Genomic DNA, 23,363 nt, shown 5'->3' on the forward strand with positions numbered 1-23,363 from the left:
GGCCCCCGTACTTGAGGTCAGAGCGCTTGAGTTAAATAGTGCGAGTGAGAAAACTGATTGAACAGCTTATGAAATTCGGCATCGTGGGTGTCGTCGCCTTTGTCATCGACTGGGGCATTCTGAACCTTCTGGTTATCTTCCTTCATATGCCCAACGTGGTGGCCGCCACCATTTCCTTCATCATCTCGTTGATTTTCAACTATTTGGCCAGTATGAAGTTCGTCTTCAAGCATCGCGAAGATATGGCGCGCTGGATGGAGATGACCATTTTCGTCGTGTCCGCGGTGATCGGTCTGCTGATCAACGATCTGATCATCTGGATGTCCACGTCCATGCTGCCGGCTGACGCGATTCATACGGATCATGGCCGGTACGTGCTGTACACGAACATCGGCAAGCTGATTGCCACGGTTGTGGTTGCCGTATGGAACTTCGTGATCCGTAAGTGGCTGCTCGACGATACGCACACCAACGCGATGAACCGTCTGCGTTCGGGCGATCACAAGCTTACGCCTGAGGAGCTGGAGGCCAAGCGCGAGAAGAGTTTCTCGCACCGCCTCGGCATGTGGTCGATCAAGCACGCCCCGTTCGGCTGGAAGTAGCCACTTCCGTCTACAGCCGCTTGAGCGCCTTAACTGCATATTCGGTGCCTGTCCGACGCATCCACGCGTCAGATAGGCACCGAATCGTATATGGCGTGCTTCTTCGCCGCAAAGGTGCGCCGAATAAGCCCCAATCACACGTGCACTTCGGCGAGGATCGGCGTTTCGGTGCTCGACTTGATCTGCTTGAAGCCCACGAACGCGATCACCAGTGACGCCAGCGCCAGCACGGTCACCGTCATGAATCCGCCGTGCGATCCGTAGCGGTCGATGAACTGACCGGCCACCGCGGAACCGAATGAGGCGCCGATCGAGTTCATTGCGCCCATCCAGGCCACGCCTTCGGTGAAGCGCGACGGCGGCACCAGATGCAGCATGATCTGATTGCCGTTGATCCACGTGGGTGCCTGACACACGCCGCACAGCAGGTAGATGATCATGATCACCCACAGATGGTTGGCAAACACGAAGCAGCTGATGCCGATGTTCACCACCGCGAGGCAGAAGTAGAAGCGCTTCCACAGCGGGATCGTCCAGTTCTTCGCACCATACACCACTGCGCCGCACAGCGAGCTGAACGAGAAGCATGCGAACACGAATCCCGTGAACTGGGCCATGTCCTGCTCCTTGGCGAACGCGATGATCGAGATGGCGGTGGCGCTCTGGAACGCGCCGAGACCGAACCAGGTGACGCATACGGCGATCAGACCCGGTCCCCAGATCGAATCCTTGGCCTTGTCCGAGTCGCCGCCCTGAATGGCCGCCGCGCGTGCCGCCTCCCGGGCGCGATACTCCTTGCGCGTGAGCCCGGCTGCGCGCGCCAGCTGCGTCTGCGATGGCGGTTCGGTGGACAGTTCGGTGAGGAACATGAGCGCGCCGACCAGCACGCACACGCCGGTGAACGAGAACGCGAGCACGCCGGAGATCACGGCGAGAATGGAGGCGAGCGGGTTGCCGATCACCCACATGCATTCGTCGAACACGCCGGACAGCGACAACGCGCGATTGATCTTCTCGCTATCCCCCTTGAGCTGATGCGTCCAGCGGGCGCGGCTCATGGCACCCCACGGTGGGATGCACGCGAGGAACGGCGTGATGCAGTACAGGATCCATTCGGGTACGCGATGCGTGATGCACGTGACGAGCGCAATGGCCGAGATCATCCACAGGATGATCGTGGGGATGGAGACCTGCCGCTGGCCGAACTTGTCGGTGAGCTTGCCGAGCAGCGGCGTGAGAATCGCGAGCGCGATGGCCTGCACGGCGGTGAGCGCGCCGGCAAGTCCGTAGCTGCCGTAGTAGGTCTGCACGGAGATGGTGATGGTCATGCCGACCATGGGGAACGGCATGCAGGCGATGACCGAGCCGATGGCGTATCGCGCGGAGTGTGGCATGCGAAGGAGCTCAGCATAGCCGCCGAATACACGATGGTTGACGTCTTTGATCGCTTGGATGAATGATGACATGCTTCGCTTCTCCTCCTTTGGTTGCTCGTGGTGGCTGCCGCTTCGATGCGTCGGCCGGGGGCGCGGTCCGCTTCGGCCGTGGTCCCCGCCACCCGTGACAGGTGTGTGGATGATTTCGATTATTGTTGGCTGGTTCTGCCGGCGCATTCGTTTCGTTTCGTCTCGTCTGCGTCGCCTATATGCGCACAGCCGGTGGTTACGGCTGTTTGCGCACTGCCGTTGGCCCGGCCGTCTGTGTACTAACCGTTTGGTTAGTGCTTGCAAACTTGGACTAGCCTATACCATTCCCGGACCTCGACACGCAGCATTCGTCCGGAAGCCACATGAATTTTGCGTGACATTCCTGCCCGTCTCCGCGGCGGTTCCATGTCTGGTTCCCGGTACGACTGTCCTGTGATCCCGTGAGGTTCGCCTCCCGATTTTCCTCCCGTCTCCCGCCCGATTCCCACGCGGGTAGACTGGATGCCAGCAATAATGGCGTTCGCCACGACAGCCCGTCTCGGTGATCCGAACTGGACAGTCCAACAGTCCGTCCCGTACGATCCGCTTCGGCCAACGATCCGCTTCGGTCAAGGTCGGCAGACATGTGACGAACGGATCCGAAACCGCGAACCGAACGCAGAACCGAACAAAAGGAGCTTCATCGACGATGCCCGCAACCACTATCCATCTGGTCCGTCACGGCGAGGTGTTCAACCCGAACCACGTGCTGTACGAACGCCTTCCCGACTTCCACCTGTCCACGCGCGGCGTGCGCATGGCTCAGGCCACGGCCCGATACATCGCCGCCCATTCCGGACTCAACCATGCGGCGGCCATCTACTCGTCGCCGCTCGACCGCACGCGGGAAACCGCCGGCGAGATCCTCAAGGCGCTCAACTCCGTACGTGAGGAACGCGGCGAACAGCCGCTCGAACTCTCCACCGACGAGCGCGTGATCGAGGCCGGCAACGAATTCCGCGGCAAGCGCATTGGCCACGGCGACGGTGCGCTGTGGCGTCCGGAGAACCTGCGTCTGATCCGCAACCTGCACAAGCCGTCGTGGGGCGAGACCTACGAGCACATCGGCCAGCGCATGAGCGACTTCGTGTACGAGAAGGTGGACGAATATCCGGGCGAACAGGTGATCGTGGTCAGTCACGAATCGCCGATCTACTCGTTCCGCCACCTCATGGAAACCGGCAACGCCGAGCACTGGATGTGGAAGCGTCACACCGCGCTCGCGTCGGTCACGTCGTTCACCTTCGATTCGGATACGCGCGAACTGCTCGCCATCGCATACGCCGACCCGGCCGCCGGCGTGCAGTGATGTGATCGTCAACGTGATCTTGGTCACGAAAACCGGCTGAACGTGAGCCAACTTGACGAAAACGTCCCGTTTTCTCCGTCAGCACGACCATACTGAAGATATGAGCACTACTGCATGGATTTCTTCCGTGGCCGCACTGAAGCAGCTGCCGGCCACCACTGCTGCCATCGAAGTCGGCAAGGAACTGACTGATCTGTGGCCTCTGCACGATCATGTGCAGATCGACAACGACGTGAAATACGCCGAAACCTTCCAGGTCCGTATCACCCGCCAGTTCGCCATCGCGCTTACCGGCGATGACGTGACCATGCCCGACGCCGAATACGTGTACGAGGGTGCCGACGAGATCCCCGGCCGTCCGCAGAGCCTGGTCGACGCGCTGCTGAACGCCAACGACGCGTACGACACGTCCGTCGACTTCTCCGAGGACTGCGACGTTGAGCGTATCGTGGAATCCGCGTCCCAGCTCGGCGACGTGTGGGATGACGCCACCGTGGCCGCCGCGCGCGAGATCATCGTCGCCGCTGCCGACGCCGGCAAGGCGCTGGACGTCGCCGATCTGCCCGGTCGTTACGCGCTGGGTGCCGCCGCGTTCGCGGACGTGCTCGCGCTCACCGGCGAGACCGCTGACGAGAGCTCCGCGCTCAAGGCGACCCTGCCCGCCGTGCTGTACTTCAACGAGTTCGACGAATGGCTGGGCGTGCCGCGCGTGTTCCTCGATCTGGACACCGTGAAGCAGCTGCGTGAGATCGCCATCGCCGGTCCGGACAACGACGGCGCCGCGAAGTTCATCGACGTGCTCGCAGGTCCGGCCGAGGCCGAGTGGCGCAAGCATCGCGAGGACGTGCTGTGGGATCCAGCCGAGGCCAAGAAGAAGGCGCGCGAGGAGGACGAGGCCAAGAGCAAGGCCGCGCTCGCCGCGAAGTTCGCCCACATCAAGGACGATCCCAGCAAGGAGACCGTGGAGCTGTAACCGGGCATGTAGCCGGGTGGCTGGGCAGCCGGGAATGGCTCGGCGAGAGACGGTCGGCGGCTTGGACGTAGCGACCTGAACAGACTGAGGGGCGTGAACGAATCCATCCACATGGATGATTCATTCACGCCCCTCAGTGCGTGTGCCGTGCGTGTATCGGCGTGTTCCCGTCTGCTCAGACTGTCACGTCAGCCCGATGATGACGAATGACGCTGATGTGGCCGCCGTCACGCGTTCGGCTGATCGAATCGCGCACCCTGCGGGTCGCTCTGGCCCACATACAGCACGATGCTGGCGATGCCGCCTGCCAAGCAGAGCAGGAGTCCGACGATGAACAGACCGACGCTGCCCACGCTGCCACCGACGCCGCCGTTGCCAGTGGCGGTGAGAATGGCCGCGCCGCCACCGATGAAGATGACGATGAGTCCAACCACAGCCAGACCGTACGGCAGCAGGACCCACCAGCCGCTACGGTTCGTATCGTGCAGACGACGAATGGCCAACGCAATGCCGGGAACGAGAATCGCAAGGTTCCAGATTCCCTCCAGACCGGAGATGATCGAGCTACCGTCCGTGGCCGTGTTCAGCACACTGAACACAGAGCTGATGATGACGGTGAACAGGAACCACCACCAGTACTCGCTGCGGGAGGCGCGGCCATGGAAGACCGCGTACTTCTTGAAGAAGCGCACGATCGCGTTCGGGAACGAGATGCCGTACCACGGTGCCCACAGCGGCGGCTCGCCGGCGGTGCTGTAGGAGGCCTGACCGCTGTACTGTGCGGCGGGTGCGGCCGGTGCCACCGGCGGCTGCTGGCCGTATCCTGCGGCAGGCTGTCCCGGCTGCTGGGCGTACGGGTTCGAGTTCGTGGTCTGACCGTACGGGTTCGAGCTCGGCTGCACCGGCTGGGCGTACGGGTTCGACGATCCGGCGGGCTGGCCGTAGGGGTTCCCCGCTGGCTGGCTCTGGCCATACGGGTTGGAGGAAGTGCCGTTGGTCTGGCCATACGGGTTGCTCTGCGTGTACGGGCTGCCGGCGGGCTGACCATACCCCGGCTGCTGGCTGCCGTACGAGTTGGCTCCGTTGCCCGTCTGTCCATAATTCTGGCCGGAGTTTGAAGCCTGACCGTACGGGTTGCTGCCGTTGGGGGTGTACCCGTTGTTGTTCGGATCGGTCATAGATATCCCTTCTCTACGTGCGCGTCGTACCGTAACGTCGTCGTGCGAAAGGATGATCGTCGGCGGCGCCGTGACCGTGCACATTCGTTGATCCGTCTTCATTCTCCCACACTATGTGGTGAAAATGTAGACGGAATCGACAGATTATTGCCCGCTGTCTATTCCCTATTCCTCGGCGTCGGGATTCTCGTCGTCGCTGGCCGGTCCGAGCAGTATGCGCTCGCTGAGATTCACGACGATCAGGAGCACGGCGGTCAGCGCCACGATCACGAACGTGGCGGAGAAGATCAACGGTGTGCGGAACGAGTTGTACGCCGCCTGCAGCCAGATGCCGAGGCCCTTGCGCGCGCCCAGATATTCGGCCGTGGCCGCCGTGGCGAAGATGTATGCGGCGGAAATGCGGACGCCGCCGTAGATCTGTCGTGCCGCCACGCGCAGTTTCACATGCCACAGCGTCCATGTGGGCGTGGCGCCGCAGGTGAGCGCCACGTCGGAGTAGAACTGCGGCACCGAATCGAGTCCGCGCACGGTCTGCACGGCGATCGGGAACAGGCCGAACACGGCCACGATCACGATCTTGCCCGACGTCTCGAATCCGAACCAGATGATGAACAGCGGCGCAATGGTGATCAGCGGCATGGTCTGCGCGGCCGCCAGCAGCGGGAACAGCGCGGCGTTGAGAATGCGCGAGCAGTGGAATCCGATGCCGATCATCACGCCGAGCAGCACGGCCAGCAGAAAGCCGACCACGCCCTCGTACAGCGTGACCGTGGTCGCGGGCCACAGCGTCGGCCAGGTGTCGATGGTCGCCTCCACGATGTCACTCGGCGACGAGATCATCACGGGGGAGACGTTGCCCAGACGGCACCACGCCTCCCAGACCGCTATGAGAATGATCACGGCGATAACCGTGGGAATGTAATGCCGAACCTTGTTCACTTCACCTTGCCTCCTGCGCGCTGGCGCTACGCGGTCGACGGCGGTGAGCAGTAAGGTGAGGAGCCTGCGCGCCAGACGACCGGAAATCAAATGTTTCAAAACCCAGCTACACAGTATGCCCCATGGTATGGAGCTGCAATTTCCGCGTATTCTGTATCCGGCTGTATTCTATACTTGATACGAGAGTTGATACGAGTGATTTGGTATCTTCCCTATGTAACAGCGACAGTTGCAATGACAACCAATAACAACGCCGAGGTTGAAATGTGTTTTGCAAAAAATATGATAAATAACGCATAATTATTGAATTTCATCGATCTTTTTTTGGGGGGGGCATGAACAATAGGAATACGTCGGCAAATACGGCCGCAAATACGGCCACGAAGACCGTGGTGTTTGGTGCAGTTGGTTCGTTTGTTGCGATGATTGCGGGGATGGTGGCGTATGCGGCCGCGTTGCTGGTTGCGCTGGGTATTTCCAACCGAGACGCTTGTGGGGAATCGGCGTTTTCGACCAGACCGGGTATCGACGGTGCCGTCACGGTGTCGACATGGGGAGAGGCCCGGGTGACTGCTCTACGGATCGGTGACTTGGTCGGGGCGGATGCATTGTTGTCATTGCCGTCGCCATGGATTTCCGTGGAATGCGTCATGTATTCCACTGGAAGCGAGTCGATTGAGGCGACTGCGACGACTATCGTCCCCGCGAAGACAGGCGGAATGGTTTCGCTGATCTCCGTTGTCTCCATGACGGTGGTTGCCGTTGCGCTGCTTATTGCGTTCAAAATAATATGCCATTCCGTATGGCAAAACATGTGGCAAAACGTAGAGCAAAAAAGGCAATCCGATTCTGGGATACACGCATTCGCGGTAATACGTCACGGTTGTCATTGTGTATTCTTTGCCGTGGTATCGATACTGATGCTCATGACATTTTCCGCCTATTGCCATGTGATACAGACGGAAGATCACTGCTTGACCGCATGGCAGGGCGAAACGATCATCGACAAGGAATCGTCTCCGGTGGTGTCTGATTCTGCAGAAAAAACAGCGGTGTTGCGGGCCCTGAATGATGCCGTCGGAGCGTCCTCGGCAACCGGTGCCGAGGACGGTGCCGAAGATCAGGCGCAACGACTGGGATCGCGATATATACGGAAACAAGTGAACGCGGCCGGCGACGTCCAATGCGTGTATGGTCCCGGTCCTGGTGCCGCGACCGCGGTCACTTGGCCCATGTATGACCAGCGATCGGCCGTAGGTGATTCCACGGCCGTTATTTGCCTGATCGGTACCGGTCTGATGCTGAGCATCATGATCGCCGACTGCATACTGTCCCTATCGCGATCCTCACGGCGTCGATGACCGGTTGATACCGTCGTGTCGGCGGGGCAGAATAGGACGCATGACTGAAGAGCATTCTGAAAACGCAAAGTCCGAAGCAAAGCCCGAACTTCCCAAGGACGTTCGTGTGCGCTTCTGCCCGTCGCCCACCGGCACCCCGCACGTGGGCATGGTCCGCACCGCACTGTTCAACTGGGCCGAGGCCCGTCACACGCATGGCACGTTCGTGTTCCGTATCGAGGACACCGACGCGCAGCGCGATTCCGAGGAGAGTTACAACCAGATCCTCGACGCCCTGCGTTGGCTCGGCCTCGACTGGGACGAGGGTGTTGAGGTCGGCGGTCCCGACGGCCCGTACCGTCAGTCCGAGCGCGGCGACATCTACAAGGACGTGGCCGCCAAGCTGCTCGAAGCCGGCTACGCCTACGAGTCCTTCTCCACTCCCGAGGAGATCGAGGCCCGCAACGTGGCCGCCGGTCGCCCGAAGGCGTTCGGCTACGACGGCTACGATCGAAACCTCACCGAGGAACAGAAGGAAGCCTTCCGCGCCGAGGGCCGCCAGCCCGCGATCCGTCTGCGCATGCCCGACGAGGACATCGCGTTCGACGATCTGATCCGAGGCCGCATCGAGTTCAAGGTCGGTTCCGTGCCGGACTACGTGATCGTGCGTCCGAACGGTGACCCGCTGTACACGCTCACCAACCCGGTCGACGACGCGCTGATGCGCATCAACGTGGTGCTGCGCGGCGAGGATCTGCTCAGCTCCACCCCGCGTCAGATCGTGCTCTACCGCGACCTGATCGAGCTCGGCATCGCCAAGGAGATGCCGCTGTTCGGCCACATGCCGTACGTGATGGGCAAGGGCAAGAAGAAGCTGTCCAAGCGCGACCCGGAGTCCAACCTGTTCCTGCACCGCGACCACGGCTTCATCCGCGAGGGTCTGCTCAACTACCTGGCTCTGCTCGGCTGGTCCATCGGCGCCGACCAGGACGTGTTCTCCATGGATGAGATGGTCGAGAAGTTCGACGTGCGCGACGTGAAGGCCAACCCGGCCCACTTCGACATCGACAAGGCCATCGCCATCAACGCCGAGCACATCCGTGCGCTCGAGCCGCAGGACTTCCTCAACCGTTCCGTGCCGTACCTGCACCGCGACGGCGTGGTGTCCGCCGACAACTGGGATGCGCTTACCGATCGTGAGAAGACCGTGCTGACTGCCGCCGCGCCGCTGGTGCAGCCGCGAGTGCGTCTGCTCGGCGAGGTGGCCGGCATGGCCGGTTCGCTGCTGTCGACCGAAGGCTACATCGAGCCCGACGACGACGCCCGCAAGCAGCTCAAGGATTCCGCCGGCGAGGTGCTCGACAAGGCCATCGCCGCGCTGGAGGCCGTGGACGAGTCCGAGTGGAAGACCGACTCCCTGCACGAGCTGCTCAACAAGGCGCTGGTGGAGGACGGCGGATTCAAGCCGCGTCTGGCGTTCGGCCCGGTCCGCGTGGCCATGTCAGGCCGCCGCGTCTCCCCGCCGCTGTTCGAGTCGATGGAGATCGTCGGCAAGGATGTGACCGTCGCCCGTCTGAAGGGTCTGCGCGAGCACCTGTGATCCGGTGCGGGCGCGGATGTGCTGGCGTGGTTGGCGTGCTGATGTGTTGATGTGCCGTCAGCGGGATTGATGTGCATCGGTCACGCGCATATTCGCGCGATCGCATACTCGAGTGAGCCGCACCTTCGATCGTCGGACTACATGCTGTAGTTCGTGATCGGGGATGCGGCTTCTCCATACCGGCCATTACGCCTTGCGGAGATCACGAAAACCGGGTTTGTCAACCGAAGGGTCACAATGTGACACGCCGTGGTTGACGGATATGGAATCGTCCCGTACATTATTAATTCGTTGCGGTTCGCGCCGTGACCACTGAAAAGTGAATACGCCCCCATCGTCTAGCGGTCTAGGACTACGCCCTCTCACGGCGCCAACACCGGTTCAAATCCGGTTGGGGGTACCAGCAAGGACTCCGACATGTATGTGTCGGAGTCCTTTTTTGTTATCGCAGACTTAGGTGTGCGCGGTCTGGGTGCGGCGAAGCTCGTGAGGACTGGGCGCGGTGCATGCGGCTTGGGTATGCGGGCCGGGCGTACGGTTGTCGTCGCGAATGAGCGCGAACAATACGGGTTGAAATGGACGATGTCGGCAATTCGTAGTGGTTTACGGACGTCTGGAGGCGTCGAAACGTCCGTAAACCACTACGAATCATGGATTTCGCCTTTTTGGGCCCGTATGTTGACGGCGCAGTCGGGCGAAGGGTGTACGACGGGCATTTTGATTCACCGTGCCGACGCGTATGTTGATGTTGTGAGCCAGTGGAGGAGACGGGTGGTGGCAGAAAGTGTTGGGAAAACGTTGGAAATACTGACGACACGCCGTGAGTTGCGCATGTGTGAGTGCACGCGTATATTAATCACTCGTTGCGGTTCACGCCGTGACCACTGAAAAGTGAATATGCCCCCATCGTCTAGCGGTCTAGGACTACGCCCTCTCACGGCGCCAACACCGGTTCAAATCCGGTTGGGGGTACGACGACAAGACAGTTCGCCAAGGGCTGTTTTGCTTGCCAATTGGGGTATGGTGTAATTGGCAACACAGGTGATTCTGGTTCATCCATTCTTGGTTCGAGTCCAGGTACCCCAGCGAATAACCTCGCAGATCATAGATCTCGCGAGGTTTTTTGTTATTCCGGCACTGGCATAGGTGCCGCCGGATGCCTGTTCGACGTAGGCGTGCGTCCGATGAGCATGGAGTATCCTTCCCGATGCCTGTTTGCCGTGCGTGTGCGTCCGATGGGCACCTTCCCCGGTCGAGGGTGACGCCGGTGCTTCGCAATACGGCGGTATGGGGGCGAGGATGCGGCAGGTTCCGCACCCAGACCGAACAGCCAGGCACCGGACGTGCAATTTGGCCTGTCGCCCACGTCGCGACATCGTTCGGTTGATTCTCAGGTTGAGTGAAGTAGGGTTGTGGGTATGAGTGAACGAATTCAGCGTGGATCGGCCGACGATGAACGACCCATCTCCGTCTCCGCCAAACTCGGACGTCTTCAATTCCACCGTTCCGGCAAGTTTCGTGTGCTGCAACTCGCCGATATTCAGGACGGGCCCAAGGTGTCATCCGACACGATCCGCCTGATCGAGGCCGCCTGCGACGCCGCCCGGCCCGACCTTGTGGTGTTCACCGGCGACCAGATCGCCGGATACGATTCCGCCTATGCCAAGACCTTCCGCAAACGTGCGTGGGATTATCCGAAGGAGGGGGCGACGAACGCGGCGGAGCTCGACCATACGCGCGAACTCGTGCGCGGGTGCATCCGCCAGTTCCTGCAGCCGCTGATCGATCGGGGGATTCCCTTCGCCGTGACCTACGGGAATCATGATTTCCAGTGCGGGCTTGACAACGCCGAACTCGACGCCATCTATCGTGAATTCCCCGGCTGCGTGAACCCGGTCATGGCCGCGCCGGAGCAGATCGGCGCCATCGCGGCACAGCCCGCCGACGCCAACGGTCTGCTCAAGGATCAGACGGCGTACGCGTGCGAACCCGGCACCTTCGCCCTGCCGGTCGCCGACGCGGAACGCAAGCGCAACGTCATGGGCTTGGTACTGCTCGATTCGGGAGACTACGCGCAGTCCGGCGGCTACGGTGCCCCGAGCCAGCGTGCGCTCGACTTTCTCGATGCCGTGCCGTCGGCCATCGAGGCGAAATCGCTGATCTTCCAGCACATTCCCATCCCGCAGTTTTACGACCTGCTCACGCCCGTGCCGCCCACCACCGCGTACGCGATTCAGGGTTACCGCAGCTTCGACGGCTCCTGCTACGTGCTTGACGAGGGCAAGACACTGCCCGGCGGCTATCTGGGCGAGGGGGTGAGCTGCCCCGACGTGGATTGCGGCGAATTCCACATCATGAAGGAGACCGACGGTTACTTCGGCCTGTTTGCCGGTCATGATCATCGCAATGGCTTCGTGGGCACGACCGAAGGCATCATGCTCGGTGCCACACCCACCTGCGGATTCGGCGCGTACGGTCCCGTGCCATCCAAGCGTGCGGCCAGACTGTTCGAATTCGACATCCGTCACCCGTACGAGCCGCGAACGCAGCTGCTCGAGTTCGGGGATATCGTCGGTAAACCGTCGTCGCGCAAGGTGTATACGTTCGCGATGAGCCACGTCCCGACCAATCCGGGGGATGCATGGAACCTGATGCGCAAGCCGGGAACCCTCGCCACGCTCGCCGCCGCCTTCGCCGCCGCAGTGGCGTCGCTGGGCTTTACGGGAAAACGGAAGTAGCGGAAACGCGAAATCCCCGTGCCGAAGCGTTTGCAGCGACACGGGGATTTCGATATAAAGGCGATCGGGCTACGAATGCCCGTCTGCGGATTGGCTGCCGATTACATGCCAGCGCCGGCGTGGGCGCGGATCAGCGCGTCGGATAGATACTTGCCGGCGGCCATGACCAGCGGGGCGAAATGCTGCCCCGGCGTGGTACCCATACGGTTCGTCGGGCCCGAGATCGAGATCGCCGCGATCACCTGACCGGAGGCGTTGCGGATCGGGGCGCTCACCGAAGCTACGCCCGGCTCTCGCTCGTTCACCGACTCCGCCCAGCCGCGCTTGCGCACGGTCGTGAGCTTCGCTACCGTGAACTTCGCCCGGCGAAGGCCCTGATGCATACGCTCCGGATCCTCCCACGCGAGCAGGATCTGCGCCGCCGAACCGGCCTCCATCGACAGGATCGCGCCCACCGGAATGGAGTCACGAAGACCGCTCGAACGCTCCACCGCGGCGATACACACACGCTGGTCGCCCTGACGACGGTAGATCTGCGCCGATTCGCCGGTGCGATCAAGCAGCGTCTGCAGAATCGGACCACATGCCGTGAGCAGACGATCCTCGCCCGCCGCCGCGGCCAATTCCGCGAAGCGAGACCCAAGCACGAATCGACCGTGCTGATCACGTACGATGAAGCGGTGCTTTTCCAATGCGATCGCAAGACGGTGTGCCGTCGGTCGGGCCAGTCCCGTCTCGTTCACCAGTTGCGCCAACGTGGCCGGACCGCCCTCCAGAGTGTCGAGGATCTTCGCGGTCTTGTCGAGCACGCCGACGCCGGAATGCACTTCCTTGCGGCCGTTGATGGTGCGTTCGGCACCCGTCTCATCGGTCTGCGCACTTGAGTTTGAGGCGTTTCGCTGATTTGTCAATACTTTTGCTGAATCTTTTTTCGTCTGCACCGGTCCCACCGTTGAAGTCGCGCCGTTTTCGATTGCCATGATTGGGATTATGCCATCTCAGAATGTGAAATGCAAAAGTCTCGAATTTGGCCGACGCACCATACTCAATGTGACTGGGCTGTTCGTAGGAGCAGCCGACTGAAGAAATCGATGAGGAACCGCCACCGACGGATGCTGTACAGACGTTGGAAACGTTGAAAAACCCTGACTCCAGGAGGTTGTTATGGGAACCACATTGGCCGAGAAAGTCTGGGCCGACCATCTCGTTCGCAAGGGCGAGAACGCCGAACCGGATCTGATCTATATCGATCTCATGCTCATGCACGAGGTCACCAGCCCGCAGGCCTTCGAAGGACTGCGACTGGCCGGTCGAAAGCCTCGTCACACCGACCTGCTCATCGCCACCGAGGACCACAACACGCCGACGGTCAACATCGATCAGCCGAACCCCGACAAGACCTCCGCCACCCAGCTGAGCACGCTCGAGAAGAACTGCAAGGAGTTCGGCGTGCGTCTGCACCCGCTCGGCGACGCCGATCAGGGCATCGTGCATCAGGTGGGCCCGCAGCTCGGCCTCACCCAGCCCGGCATGACCGTGGTGTGCGGCGACTCCCACACCTCCACGCACGGCGCGTTCGGCGCGCTCGCATTCGGCATCGGCACCAGCGAGGTGGAGCACGTGATGGCCACCCAGTGCCTGAGCCTCAAGCCGTTCAAGACCATGGCCGTGAACGTGGAGGGCGAACTGCCCGAAGGCGTGACCGCCAAGGACATCATTCTTGCCATCATCGCGAAGATCGGCACCGGCGGCGGCCAGGGCCACGTGATCGAATACCGCGGCGAGGCCATTCACAAGCTCAGCATGGAAGCCCGCATGACGATCTGCAACATGTCGATCGAGGCGGGTGCGCGCGCCGGCATGGTCAGCCCCGACGAGATCACCTTCGAATACCTCAAGGGCCGTCCGCACGCGCCGCAGGGCGAGATGTGGGATAAGGCCGTCGAATACTGGAAGACACTCAAGACCGACGACGACGCCGTGTTCGACAAGGAAGTGACGCTGCGCGCCGAGGACCTGCAGCCGTACGTGACGTGGGGCACCAACCCCGGTCAGGGCCTGCCGATCACCGCCAACGTGCCCGATCCGGAGACCATCACCGACGAGACCAAGCGCATTGCCGCGGAAAGCGCCATCAAGTACATGGGACTTACGCCGGGCCAGCCGATCAAGTCGATCGCCGTGGACACCGTGTTCATCGGCTCCTGCACGAACGGCCGCATCGAGGATCTGCGCGCCGCCGCCGCGATCATGAAGGGTCATCACAAGGCCAAGAACCTGCATCGCGTGCTCGTGGTGCCGGCCTCCTCCCGTGTGCGCCTGCAGGCGGAGAAGGAAGGACTCGACAAGATCTTCAAGGACTTCGGTGCGGAATGGCGCAACGCCGGCTGCTCCATGTGCCTGGGCATGAACCCCGACAAGATGGTGGCGGACGAGCGCTCCATCTCCACGTCGAACCGTAACTTCGAAGGACGTCAGGGCAAGGGCAGCCGTACGCATCTGGCATCGCCCGCCGTGGCCGCCGCTACGGCCATCCGCGGCACCATCTCCTGCCCGGCCGACCTGTGACCGATCTGACTATCTGACCGATCTGTAAGCCCGGCCTGTAAGGCCTGTCCGTCGGGCGGCTGACGCACGTCGTATACGTGGACGTCGGCGGCCCGGCAGGACTCTGGAAAACGTGAAAGAAGACTGTAAATGGAAAAGCTCACTGTTGTCACCGGTGTCGGTGTGCCGCTTCGTCGTTCGAACGTGGATACCGATCAGATCATCCCGGCCGTGTTCCTCAAGCGTGTGACCAAGTCCGGTTTCGACGACGCACTGTTCTACGCGTGGCGTCGTGATCCTGATTTTGTGCTCAATCAGGAGCCGTATCGCAGCGGCAAGATTCTGGTGGCCGGCCCTGACTTCGGCATCGGCTCGTCCCGTGAGCATGCCGTGTGGGCGCTGCACGACTATGGATTCCGCGTGGTGATCGCGCCGCGTTTCGCCGATATCTTCTACGGCAACACCGCCAAGAACGGCGTGCTGGCCGCGATCATGCCGATGGAGTCCATCGAGCTGCTGTGGAAGCTGCTCGAGGAGGAGCCCGGTCGCGAGATGACCGTGGATCTGGGCGAGCGTACCGTGACCTGCGGCGACGTGACCCTGCCGTTCGAGGTGGGCGACTACGTGCGTTGGCGTCTGATGAATGGCTACGACGACATCGATCTGACGCTGCGCCATGAGGATGACATCGTGGCGTACGAGAAGATGCGTGCGGAGAAGTTCCCGTTCAAGCCGACCACGCTGCCGGCCCGTCATCTGCCCGAAGAGCCCGTCGCATCCGCCCGCGAGCCGGAGTCCGACAACTGGCCGGGACCGTTGGCTGATCGAGACTAGCCGTCTCGATCAGCCTGGGCAACAGTCCAGTGAACTGTTGCCCAGGTCCCGGGCGGAGTCGCGGCCGGATGCCGCGGCGGAGCCAGCAAAGCGCGGCCGTCAGGCCGTCTGCAATTGCCGGGCCGGGACCGTTGGCTGATCGAGACTAGTGCCCCCGTATACGTATATAAACCGCGGCCCACGTAACACCCGACAGCGTTACGTGGGCCGTGTTTCGTTACGTGGGCCGTGCGACCCGTGTAACGCACCTCGAAAAAACGTTGAAATTGCAACGATTTCGTGCACCGTTACGTGGGCCGTGTGCGGCCCGCGTAACGGTGCACGCGTGATACGTAAGGAATGCGAAGGAAACGGGGGAAACGATCAGTATCGATCAGTCGAATCCGTCGCCGCGGGTATCATGACGGGTACGCATATCCTTGGACGGGGATTGGAAAGGAAGACATGGACCTAGAGCGCCTGCGCGGAAAAGCCTGGAAGAGACGAATCGCGGGGATCGTGGCCTCCGTGGCCGCGATCGCGACGCTCGGCCTCTTCTCGACCACGGCGAGCGCGGCGGACACGGTCGCCGAACCCATACAGACGTCGTCGGTGTCGTCTGCATCGTCCGTGACGGCATTCAACCCCACTTCTTCCACGGGATCGTTTGTGGGAACGTCTCTGGTTTCGCAATCCTCAACGTCGGCATCGCAGTCGGTGTCACAGTCGGTGGCGGGATCGTCGTCCGGCGCGCAGACTCAGCAGTCGGCATCCAAGTCCACGCAGTCCGAGCAGTCCGCGCAGTCCACATCGTCAGGTTCGTCGCTGACGTCCGCATCGGCGGAGGCGGAGTCGACGACGCGTATCACCAGCGTGGATCAGCCGTCGAAACCCACGGAGACGAACTCCGGAAACAAGCCGAAACTGCCCTCCAAACTGACCGCGCACTGGTCCGATGGCAGTGAATCACAGACGCCCATCGCATGGAACACCTCCGGCGTGGACTTCTCCAACCGCACCGGCAAGGATCGCACGGTGACCGTGACGGGAACGGTGTGCGTGGGTGACGACTCCGACAACAACGGCGGTGTCGGCAACGCCGACGGTTCCAAGGCAAATGGTTCCAAGGCAAACAGCGCCGGCAGTGATGCGAAATCGTCGAATGGCACGGCGAACAGTGCCGCGAACAGTGCCGCAAACGGCGCCGCGAACGGCGCGTCAGGCAACGCGTCGAACAATAACACGTCGAACAATACGGTTGGCGTGTGCGAAAAACTTCTTTCCGGACAGTCCGGTGATGTCACTGCGTCCGGTGCGTCCGCAAGCGCGAATTCATCAGCGTCCTCTGACGGCGTCGTCAGCGTGAAGACGTCGGTCATCGTGCACAGCGCGGCCGTGACGGGGGTCGTGGTGGATGGCGAGACGAGCGTCACGACCGCGTCCGGCACCAAGCCGCAGCTGCCCGTGAATGCGAAGGTGTCGTGGAACGATGGTGGCGACGACAGTCTTGAACCCATCGACTGGCCACAGTTCGACGGGTATCGCACGCGCGACGGCGGCACGTTCACGCTGGGTGGTCTCGTGGTCGATCGCACCGTGAACGTACGCGTGACCGTCACGCCTGCCGTCGTGAAATCCGTGGACGACACCGTATCCGTGACCACCGTCGTCGGCAAGGCCCCGACCATGCCCGGCACGGTCAAGGTGACGTGGACCAACGGCGATGTGACCGAAGCGCCCGCAACATGGGACGCGATCCCAGCCGATTCCTATCGGAATCCCGGCACGTTCACCGTGTCCGGCACGGTCACGACCGGCAGCGAGCAGGACGGCGATCTCGAGACCCACGCCGTCGCGGCCAAGGTGATCGTGGGTACGATCGCCTACGAAGTGCAGTACGGCGACGATGACGATACCGCGGCGCAGTCGGGCTCGAACGGCACTGGCATCAACATCCCGACCGACAACAAAACCGTCACCACGGACACCCGGCAGACCAGCCAGAGTCAGCTGTCCAAAACCGGTACGGAAGTCGCCGCGATCGCAGTGATCGTGGTCGTGCTTGCCGTGATCGGCGCGGTGGTCGTGATCGTAGTGCGTCGGCGTCGCTAGGCGGCGTTCCGGCCCCCGGACGTACAATCAAACAGATGCTGACATAGTCGACGATCATCGCGTGCGGTCGTGCACATCAGTGGTGGGCGATACGCGAATGACGGCGACGGGAATCACAGGGAGAAACCATGAGCGAGGGAACCACCATCCCGTTCTATGACGTGGATCGTACGTACGAGGACAATTATCGGTTCGGGCCGTTCGGCGCGTTCGCCGAAGTGCTCGGCGGCGATGCGAAGACCGGCGTGAGCGACGATCAGGTGAAGCGCGCGGTGGAATCCGGTGCTGGTGCGAACGTGAGCGCGGCCGGTGCGTGTGAGGATGGTGAGGATCAGGGAACCCCCGCGGAATCGTTCTTCGGCGTGCCCGTCGACCTGCCGTTTGGTATTCCCGCCGGCCCGCTGCTCAACGAGCGCTACACCACCGGCGCGTTCCGCATGGGCTTCGACCTGGCCGTGTACAAAACCGTGCGCTCGCGCGCGTGGGGCTGCAACCCGTTCCCGAACGTGCTCGCCGTGCACCCGACCGCCTCGGACGGCATTCTTTCGCCCGGCAGTGCCGAATGCGACGAGGGTGTGCTCGCCGATCATGAATTCGAAACCCCGATCTCCATTTCCAACTCGTTCGGCGTGCCCTCGCAGGACCCCGACGTGTGGCAGCCCGACATGCAGCGCGCCATGGAACGCGCCTGTCGCGGACAGTTGCTCGTCCCCAGTTTCCAAGGCTCCCGTGTGGACGGCATGACCGCCGAACAGTACGTGGCCGATCACGCCGTTACCGCGCGACTCGTACTCGAGACCGGAGCCAAGGTGATGGAGATGAACACCAGCTGCCCGAACGAGGGGCATAACCGACTGCTGTGCCACGCGCCCGATCAGGTCAGCACCATCTGCGAGGCCGTGAAGAACACGATCGGCGACGTGCCGCTTATCGTCAAACTCGCCTACCTGCCCAGCGACGATGATCTTGAATACATGGTCCGCGTGACCGCCGGACGCGGCCTGGTGCAGGGCTTCGCCACGATCAACACCATCTCCGCGAAGCTTGTCGACGCCAACGGCAACCAGGCACTGCCCGGTGCCGGACGTGATCGCAGCGGCGTGTGCGGTGCGGCGATCAAGCCCAGCGGACTCGATATGGTCCGTCGTCTCGCCGGACTGCGTGAACGCCTCGGTCTCGACTTTGGCATCGTGGGTGTGGGTGGCGTGACCGAGCCGGCCGACTACTTCGAATACCGTGCCGCCGGTGCGGATGCCGTGATGAGCGCCACCGGAGCCATGTGGAATCCGGATCTCGCGCAGCGCATCAAGCAGGTGCGATAGGCTCACCAGCCTCACCGTCGTTTGTGCATTCGTTTGTGCATCCCGCATGTATCCTATGTATCCCATTGGCATACAGTGCGGCATGGTCGACGCATGCCACAAGGGCGTGCCATGGGCGTGCGATCGGCCGGATGCCAAGGGGCACATGCTATGCCAGTGGCGATTTCACTGAGTCGCCACACCTGATATGGCAAACTAAGAGATAGTCTTTCCCCGGGAAAACGGAAGAAGCCGGCGGAAACCAGGAACCAGGAAGAATTTCCGACGACATCGAAGGAGCGGTTCGTGAATTCTGAGAATGATGTGTTGCGCGTAGTTGGTGGCAAGCCGCTGAACGGCAAGATCAAAGTGCGCGGAGCCAAGAACTTTGTCAGCAAGGCGATGGTCGCCGCGCTGCTCGCCCCGGGAGTCTCCGTGCTGAAGAACGTTCCCGAGATTCGCGACGTGCATGTGGTGTCCGATCTGCTGCGTCTGCACGGCGTGAACGTGGACGTGAACGGTGCCGACGGTGTCGTGACCATCGACGCATCCCACGTGGAGCTCGCCAATGTGGCCGACGTGGACACCCTGTCCGGCTCCTCCCGCATCCCGATTCTCTTCTCCGGTCCGCTGCTGCACCGTCTCGGTGAGGCGTTCATTCCCGCGCTCGGCGGATGCGCCATCGGCGGCCGACCCATCGACTTCCACCTCGCCACCCTGCGCAAGCTCGGCGCCACCGTCGACAAGGAGCACGAGGACGGCATCCACATCACCGCGCCCAACGGACTGCACGGTGCCAAGATCCACCTGCCCTACCCGTCCGTCGGCGCCACCGAGCAGACCCTGCTCGCCGCTGTGCTCGCCGAAGGCAAGACCGAACTCTCCGGTGCCGCCATCGAGCCCGAAATCATGGACCTCGTGTCCGTGCTGCAGAAGATGGGTGCCGTGATCTCCGTGGACGTGGACCGCACCTTCCGCATCGAAGGCGTCAAGGAGCTCAAGGGCTTCACCCACACCTCGCTCACCGACCGCATCGAGGCCGCGTCTTGGGCGTCGGCGGCGCTCGCCACCCACGGCGACATCTTCGTCAAGGGCGCGACCCAGCCCGAGATGATGACCTTCCTCAACGTGTTCCGCAAGATCGGCGGCGAATTCGACATTCAGGACGAGGGCATCCGCTTCTGGCATCCGGGTGGCGACCTCAAGCCCGTCGCCATCGAAACCGACGTGCACCCCGGCTTCATGACCGACTGGCAGCAGCCGCTCGTCGTGGCGCTCACTCAGGCCAAGGGCCTGTCGATCGTGCACGAAACCGTGTACGAGAACCGCTTCGGATTCACCAAGCCGCTCGTGCAGATGGGTGCCACCGTGCAGCTGTACCGCGAATGCCTCGGCTCCCTGCCGTGCCGCTTCCAGCAGCGCAACTACAAGCACTCGGCCGTGATCTTCGGACCCACCCCGCTCACCGGGCGCGACATCGACGTACCCGATCTGCGCGGTGGTTTCAGCCATCTGATCGCGGCTCTTGCGGCAGAAGGCCCCTCCACGGTGCGCGGCATCTCGCTGATCGACCGCGGTTACGCGGACTTCCGCGGAAAGCTAGCCGCCCTCGGGGCTGACTTCGAGTAAGGGGTCGAGTAAGGAGTTTCTTCTCGGAGGGGACTTCGGAAGGGGCTCTCGGAGGGGACTCCCTCTCGGAGGGGACTTCGGAAGGGGCTGAGGAAAGCTCTCAGGAAATCAGGGGAGCCGGAAGACGAGGTGTCTTCCGGCTCCCCTTGCGCATACGCGCGTAGGATGGCCCACACCTTGGGGCACAATGGAGCCTATGGTATCTCCCGGAAAGCCGTCACCTCGCTCCGCAGTCAAGCCGTTGAGCGATGAACAGGTGGCCAAACTGTCGCGCGCCCATCATCTCGTCAACCCGATGCATAACCATCCCACCGGGCCGCGGCTCGACAACGTAGCAGAAATCAACGCGCAGAATCCCAAGGCCACGCAACGACTGCTCAACGCCTGCGCGTGGGTGGTGCGATCCCGTTGCAAGCCCAAGGCGTGGGGACTGGAGAACGTGCCGGAGGAAGGCGTGTTCATCACCGCGTGCACGCACGTGACCCTGTTCGACGTGTTCATTCCCATGGCCGCCATGTTCTATCAGGGGCGGCGACCCCGATACATGGCCAAGGCCGAAATGGCCAGCTGGCCGATCATCGGCAAATGGTTCCAGCTCGTGGGCATGCAGCCCGTGCCGCGACGCAAGGGCGAGGCGCTCGCCATCGAGAACGAGTCGATCCGCATCCTCACCTCGGGGCGTCCGCTCACCATCTGGCCCGAGGGTACGCTCACGCGCGACCCGAAGAAATGGCCGATGAGCCTCAAGCCCGGCATGGCGTATATTGCGCTTGAGGCCTGCCGCAAGCTTGGGCACGAGATCCCGATCTTCCCGGCGGCCACGTGGGGTGCGGCGAGCATCAACCACTGGTGGCCGTGGCCTCGCAAGAACGTGGTCATGGGGTACGGTGCCGCCATCGACTACTCCGACCTGCTTGCGGATATGGATTCGTGGGGGAGCACCCCGCCCAAGGAGGCCGTGACCGAACTCACCCGGCGCGTACGTGTGCGGCTTGAGGAGATCGAAGCCGAAATCCGTGGCGAGGAGCCTCCAGCCGAAGGATATTGGGATTATCGCACCATGAAGCGCGTGCCGCGCGACTGACGGTGGTGGTTTAAGGTCCGGGAGCTTGAGGCTTAACGGTTGTTGATCGACGGCTGCATTTGTCTCGAGCATAGGTACAATTGCACTGTTTGTCCATTGGACATATCAGAGAGAACATCACGAATCCAATCCCTCGGAGACCCATGTCTTACTGGGCTTCGAAGCGGCCTGTGGATCGTAAGTTTCAACACCTGAAGGAATCTGAAGGAATAACAGTGGAATATTCGCTTATGACCAAGCTTGCCGCCGAGTTCTTCGGCACAGCAATCCTCATGATCTTCGGCAATGGTTCGGTGGCCAACACCGAGCTCAAGAACACCAAGGGTTATCACGCCGGCTGGCTGAACATCGCCATGGGCTATGGCTTCGGTGTGATGTTCCCTGTGCTGATGTTCGGCGCGGTTTCCGGCGCGCACATCAACCCGGCCATGACGATTGCGCAGGCGGTCAATGGCATGTTCCCGTGGAATGACGTCATTCCCTACATCATCGCCCAGCTGCTGGGTGCGGCCGTCGGTCAGCTCGTGGTGTTCGCGACCTACTACCCGCACTACCGTGACACCGAGGATCCCGAGGCCATCTTCGCCACCTTCTCCACCACCGATGCCGAGGGTTCCCGCTTCAACTACTTCCTCAACGAGTTCTTCGGCACGCTTGTGCTCGTGCTGGGTGCGCTGTGCTGCCTGCTGCTGCCGTGGGGTGCCAAGGATCTTGCCGCCGCTTCGATCGTGGTGGGCTTTATCGTGTGGGGTCTGGTCACCTCGCTCGGCGGCCCGACCGGCCCTGGTCTGAACCCGGCCCGTGACCTCATGCCGCGACTCCTGCACCAGCTCCTTCCGATCGCCCACAAGGGCGGCTCCCGTTGGAATGAGGCCTGGATTCCGGTGGTGGCCCCGATCGCCGGTGCCGTTGTGGGTGCCTTCCTCTTCAAGCTGTTCTTTGCCGCGTGATTCGCACGCATTGAAGATTTGAACTTGAATCGGCCTGACGCCACCCGGCGCCGGGCTTTTTCTTTTGGCGGTGGTTCACAAATCGGCGATACCGCGGAAAATGGGTGGAATAACTGAAAAGTTGTCCACAATTTCGGTCGCCTTGCCGGTGGCGTTGGCATGGAATGGGAGTGTCTCGGTAGGTGTGTGACTGGTCTTGGCTGCCAGTCGCGAGGTCGGCGGAAAGGGGCTCCCGCTGAGGGCCGCGTCGATCGAAGCAGTGACGACATGTGAAAAGACGGTTCCCCGCCTCGGTGCGTATCTGACGCACGTTTGTGACGAACCCGCAGCCAGGGACACGCTCCAGTGCACATTCGACGCACGGTGGAGACGAACCCGCAGTAGGGGACGCGCTTCGGTGCGTATCCGGCATCCATGTACGACGAACCCGCACCGAAGGGCGTGCTTCGCTGCGTATCCGACGGACATCCGAGACGAACCCGCAGTAGGAGACCCGATCCAGTGTGTATCCGACGCACGCATGCGACCAAGACCAGTTGCGCACTTACCGAGATACTCCCCATGGAATTGCAAGTGCGCGGTATCGATTGGAGCAGGGAGCAGGGACGCCCGATTCAGTCCGGCACCGCGGAGAAGAGTCGCCTCCTGCGATTCGGGTACACTCGGGGCGGAATATCGTGATGAAGGTGATGAAGAGAAGGGCGGAGCGCAATGACTGACGGCCGAATCGTTACCAATGACCCCCGGAATGGCTGGAACGGTCAGGGCGTGAACGCCGATGC

Annotated in this window: 17 protein-coding genes and 3 tRNA genes; 16 read left to right on the plus strand and 4 right to left on the minus strand. The window is 62.0% G+C overall.

Annotation, left to right across the window (positions count from 1 at the left end):
• Positions 1–44: 44 nt before the first annotated feature.
• Positions 45–602, plus strand: a complete 558-nt coding sequence (locus EP30_RS00070; RefSeq protein ID WP_094662097.1) for a GtrA family protein — start codon at positions 45–47, stop codon at positions 600–602.
• Positions 603–736: 134 nt separating this feature from the next.
• On the opposite strand, the gene EP30_RS00075 is transcribed toward EP30_RS00070, so the two are convergent.
• A complete protein-coding gene (locus EP30_RS00075; RefSeq protein ID WP_140555084.1) occupies positions 737–2,068 on the minus strand; it encodes an MFS transporter in 1,332 nt (443 codons plus the stop codon).
• A 649-nt stretch (positions 2,069–2,717) separates the two neighbouring features.
• Here EP30_RS00075 and EP30_RS00080 point away from each other — a divergent pair.
• Together EP30_RS00080 and EP30_RS00085 are read left to right on the plus strand one after the other, a co-directional pair.
• The gene (locus EP30_RS00080) at positions 2,718–3,377 is read left to right on the plus strand and encodes a histidine phosphatase family protein (RefSeq protein WP_094662101.1); all 660 of its coding nucleotides are present in this window, start codon (positions 2,718–2,720) and stop codon (positions 3,375–3,377) included.
• A 100-nt stretch (positions 3,378–3,477) separates the two neighbouring features.
• On the plus strand, positions 3,478–4,350 hold the full coding sequence (locus tag EP30_RS00085; RefSeq protein ID WP_140555087.1) for a hypothetical protein: 873 nt from the start codon (positions 3,478–3,480) through the stop codon (positions 4,348–4,350).
• 227 nt (positions 4,351–4,577) lie between these two features.
• Here the strand turns inward: EP30_RS00085 and EP30_RS00090 are convergent, their stop codons facing one another.
• Positions 4,578–5,528, minus strand: a complete 951-nt coding sequence (locus tag EP30_RS00090) for a DUF805 domain-containing protein (protein WP_181160711.1) — start codon at positions 5,526–5,528, stop codon at positions 4,578–4,580.
• Between the two features lie 165 nt (positions 5,529–5,693).
• Positions 5,694–6,467 carry an ABC transporter permease gene (locus tag EP30_RS00095; RefSeq protein WP_094662107.1) on the minus strand — a complete coding sequence of 258 codons (774 nt, stop codon included), beginning with the start codon at positions 6,465–6,467 and terminating at the stop codon, positions 5,694–5,696.
• Between the two features lie 335 nt (positions 6,468–6,802).
• Here EP30_RS00095 and EP30_RS00100 point away from each other — a divergent pair, with 335 nt between their 5' ends.
• The 6 genes from EP30_RS00100 (at position 6,803) to EP30_RS00125 (ending at position 12,145) form a co-directional block, all read left to right on the plus strand.
• Positions 6,803–7,828 carry a hypothetical protein gene (locus EP30_RS00100; protein WP_094662108.1) on the plus strand — a complete coding sequence of 342 codons (1,026 nt, stop codon included), beginning with the start codon at positions 6,803–6,805 and terminating at the stop codon, positions 7,826–7,828.
• Between the two features lie 40 nt (positions 7,829–7,868).
• Positions 7,869–9,407 (plus strand): glutamate--tRNA ligase, encoded by a 1,539-nt coding sequence (gene gltX / locus EP30_RS00105; RefSeq protein WP_140555091.1) that lies wholly within the window; start codon positions 7,869–7,871, stop codon positions 9,405–9,407.
• Between the two features lie 327 nt (positions 9,408–9,734).
• Positions 9,735–9,810: transfer RNA gene (locus tag EP30_RS00110), tRNA-Glu, on the plus strand.
• Between the two features lie 496 nt (positions 9,811–10,306).
• Positions 10,307–10,379, plus strand: a tRNA-Glu gene (locus EP30_RS00115).
• A gap of 42 nt (positions 10,380–10,421) precedes the next feature.
• A tRNA-Gln gene (locus tag EP30_RS00120) sits at positions 10,422–10,493 on the plus strand.
• A 332-nt stretch (positions 10,494–10,825) separates the two neighbouring features.
• A complete protein-coding gene (locus EP30_RS00125; protein ID WP_140555094.1) occupies positions 10,826–12,145 on the plus strand; it encodes a metallophosphoesterase family protein in 1,320 nt (439 codons plus the stop codon).
• A 101-nt stretch (positions 12,146–12,246) separates the two neighbouring features.
• Here EP30_RS00125 and EP30_RS00130 read toward each other — a convergent pair whose 3' ends face one another.
• Entirely contained in the window at positions 12,247–12,990 is a 744-nt protein-coding gene (locus tag EP30_RS00130) for an IclR family transcriptional regulator (protein WP_223848281.1), read from the minus strand.
• 319 nt (positions 12,991–13,309) lie between these two features.
• On the opposite strand from EP30_RS00130, the gene leuC reads away from it, so the two are divergent.
• The 7 genes from leuC to EP30_RS00165 all read left to right on the plus strand — a co-directional run bounded on the left by leuC (position 13,310) and on the right by EP30_RS00165 (position 22,581).
• A complete protein-coding gene (gene leuC, locus EP30_RS00135; protein WP_094662116.1) occupies positions 13,310–14,713 on the plus strand; it encodes a 3-isopropylmalate dehydratase large subunit in 1,404 nt (467 codons plus the stop codon).
• 129 nt (positions 14,714–14,842) lie between these two features.
• A complete protein-coding gene (gene leuD / locus EP30_RS00140) occupies positions 14,843–15,526 on the plus strand; it encodes a 3-isopropylmalate dehydratase small subunit (RefSeq protein ID WP_094662118.1) in 684 nt (227 codons plus the stop codon).
• A 444-nt stretch (positions 15,527–15,970) separates the two neighbouring features.
• Positions 15,971–17,617: an Ig-like domain-containing protein gene (locus tag EP30_RS00145; protein ID WP_181160712.1), complete on the plus strand. Its 1,647-nt coding sequence runs from the start codon at positions 15,971–15,973 to the stop codon at positions 17,615–17,617.
• A 128-nt stretch (positions 17,618–17,745) separates the two neighbouring features.
• Positions 17,746–18,939, plus strand: a complete 1,194-nt coding sequence (locus EP30_RS00150) for a diguanylate cyclase (protein ID WP_140555098.1) — start codon at positions 17,746–17,748, stop codon at positions 18,937–18,939.
• A gap of 285 nt (positions 18,940–19,224) precedes the next feature.
• Positions 19,225–20,547, plus strand: coding sequence for a UDP-N-acetylglucosamine 1-carboxyvinyltransferase (gene murA, locus EP30_RS00155; protein WP_094662124.1), 1,323 nt, complete (start codon positions 19,225–19,227; stop codon positions 20,545–20,547).
• 196 nt (positions 20,548–20,743) lie between these two features.
• A complete protein-coding gene (locus EP30_RS00160) occupies positions 20,744–21,631 on the plus strand; it encodes a 1-acyl-sn-glycerol-3-phosphate acyltransferase (protein ID WP_140555101.1) in 888 nt (295 codons plus the stop codon).
• Positions 21,632–21,846: 215 nt separating this feature from the next.
• Positions 21,847–22,581: an MIP/aquaporin family protein gene (locus EP30_RS00165; protein WP_140555103.1), complete on the plus strand. Its 735-nt coding sequence runs from the start codon at positions 21,847–21,849 to the stop codon at positions 22,579–22,581.
• Positions 22,582–23,363 lie beyond the last annotated feature (782 nt).

This window comes from Bifidobacterium sp. UTCIF-39, from assembly GCF_006408715.1.
In the GTDB taxonomy this organism is placed as follows: domain Bacteria; phylum Actinomycetota; class Actinomycetes; order Actinomycetales; family Bifidobacteriaceae; genus Galliscardovia; species Galliscardovia tissieri.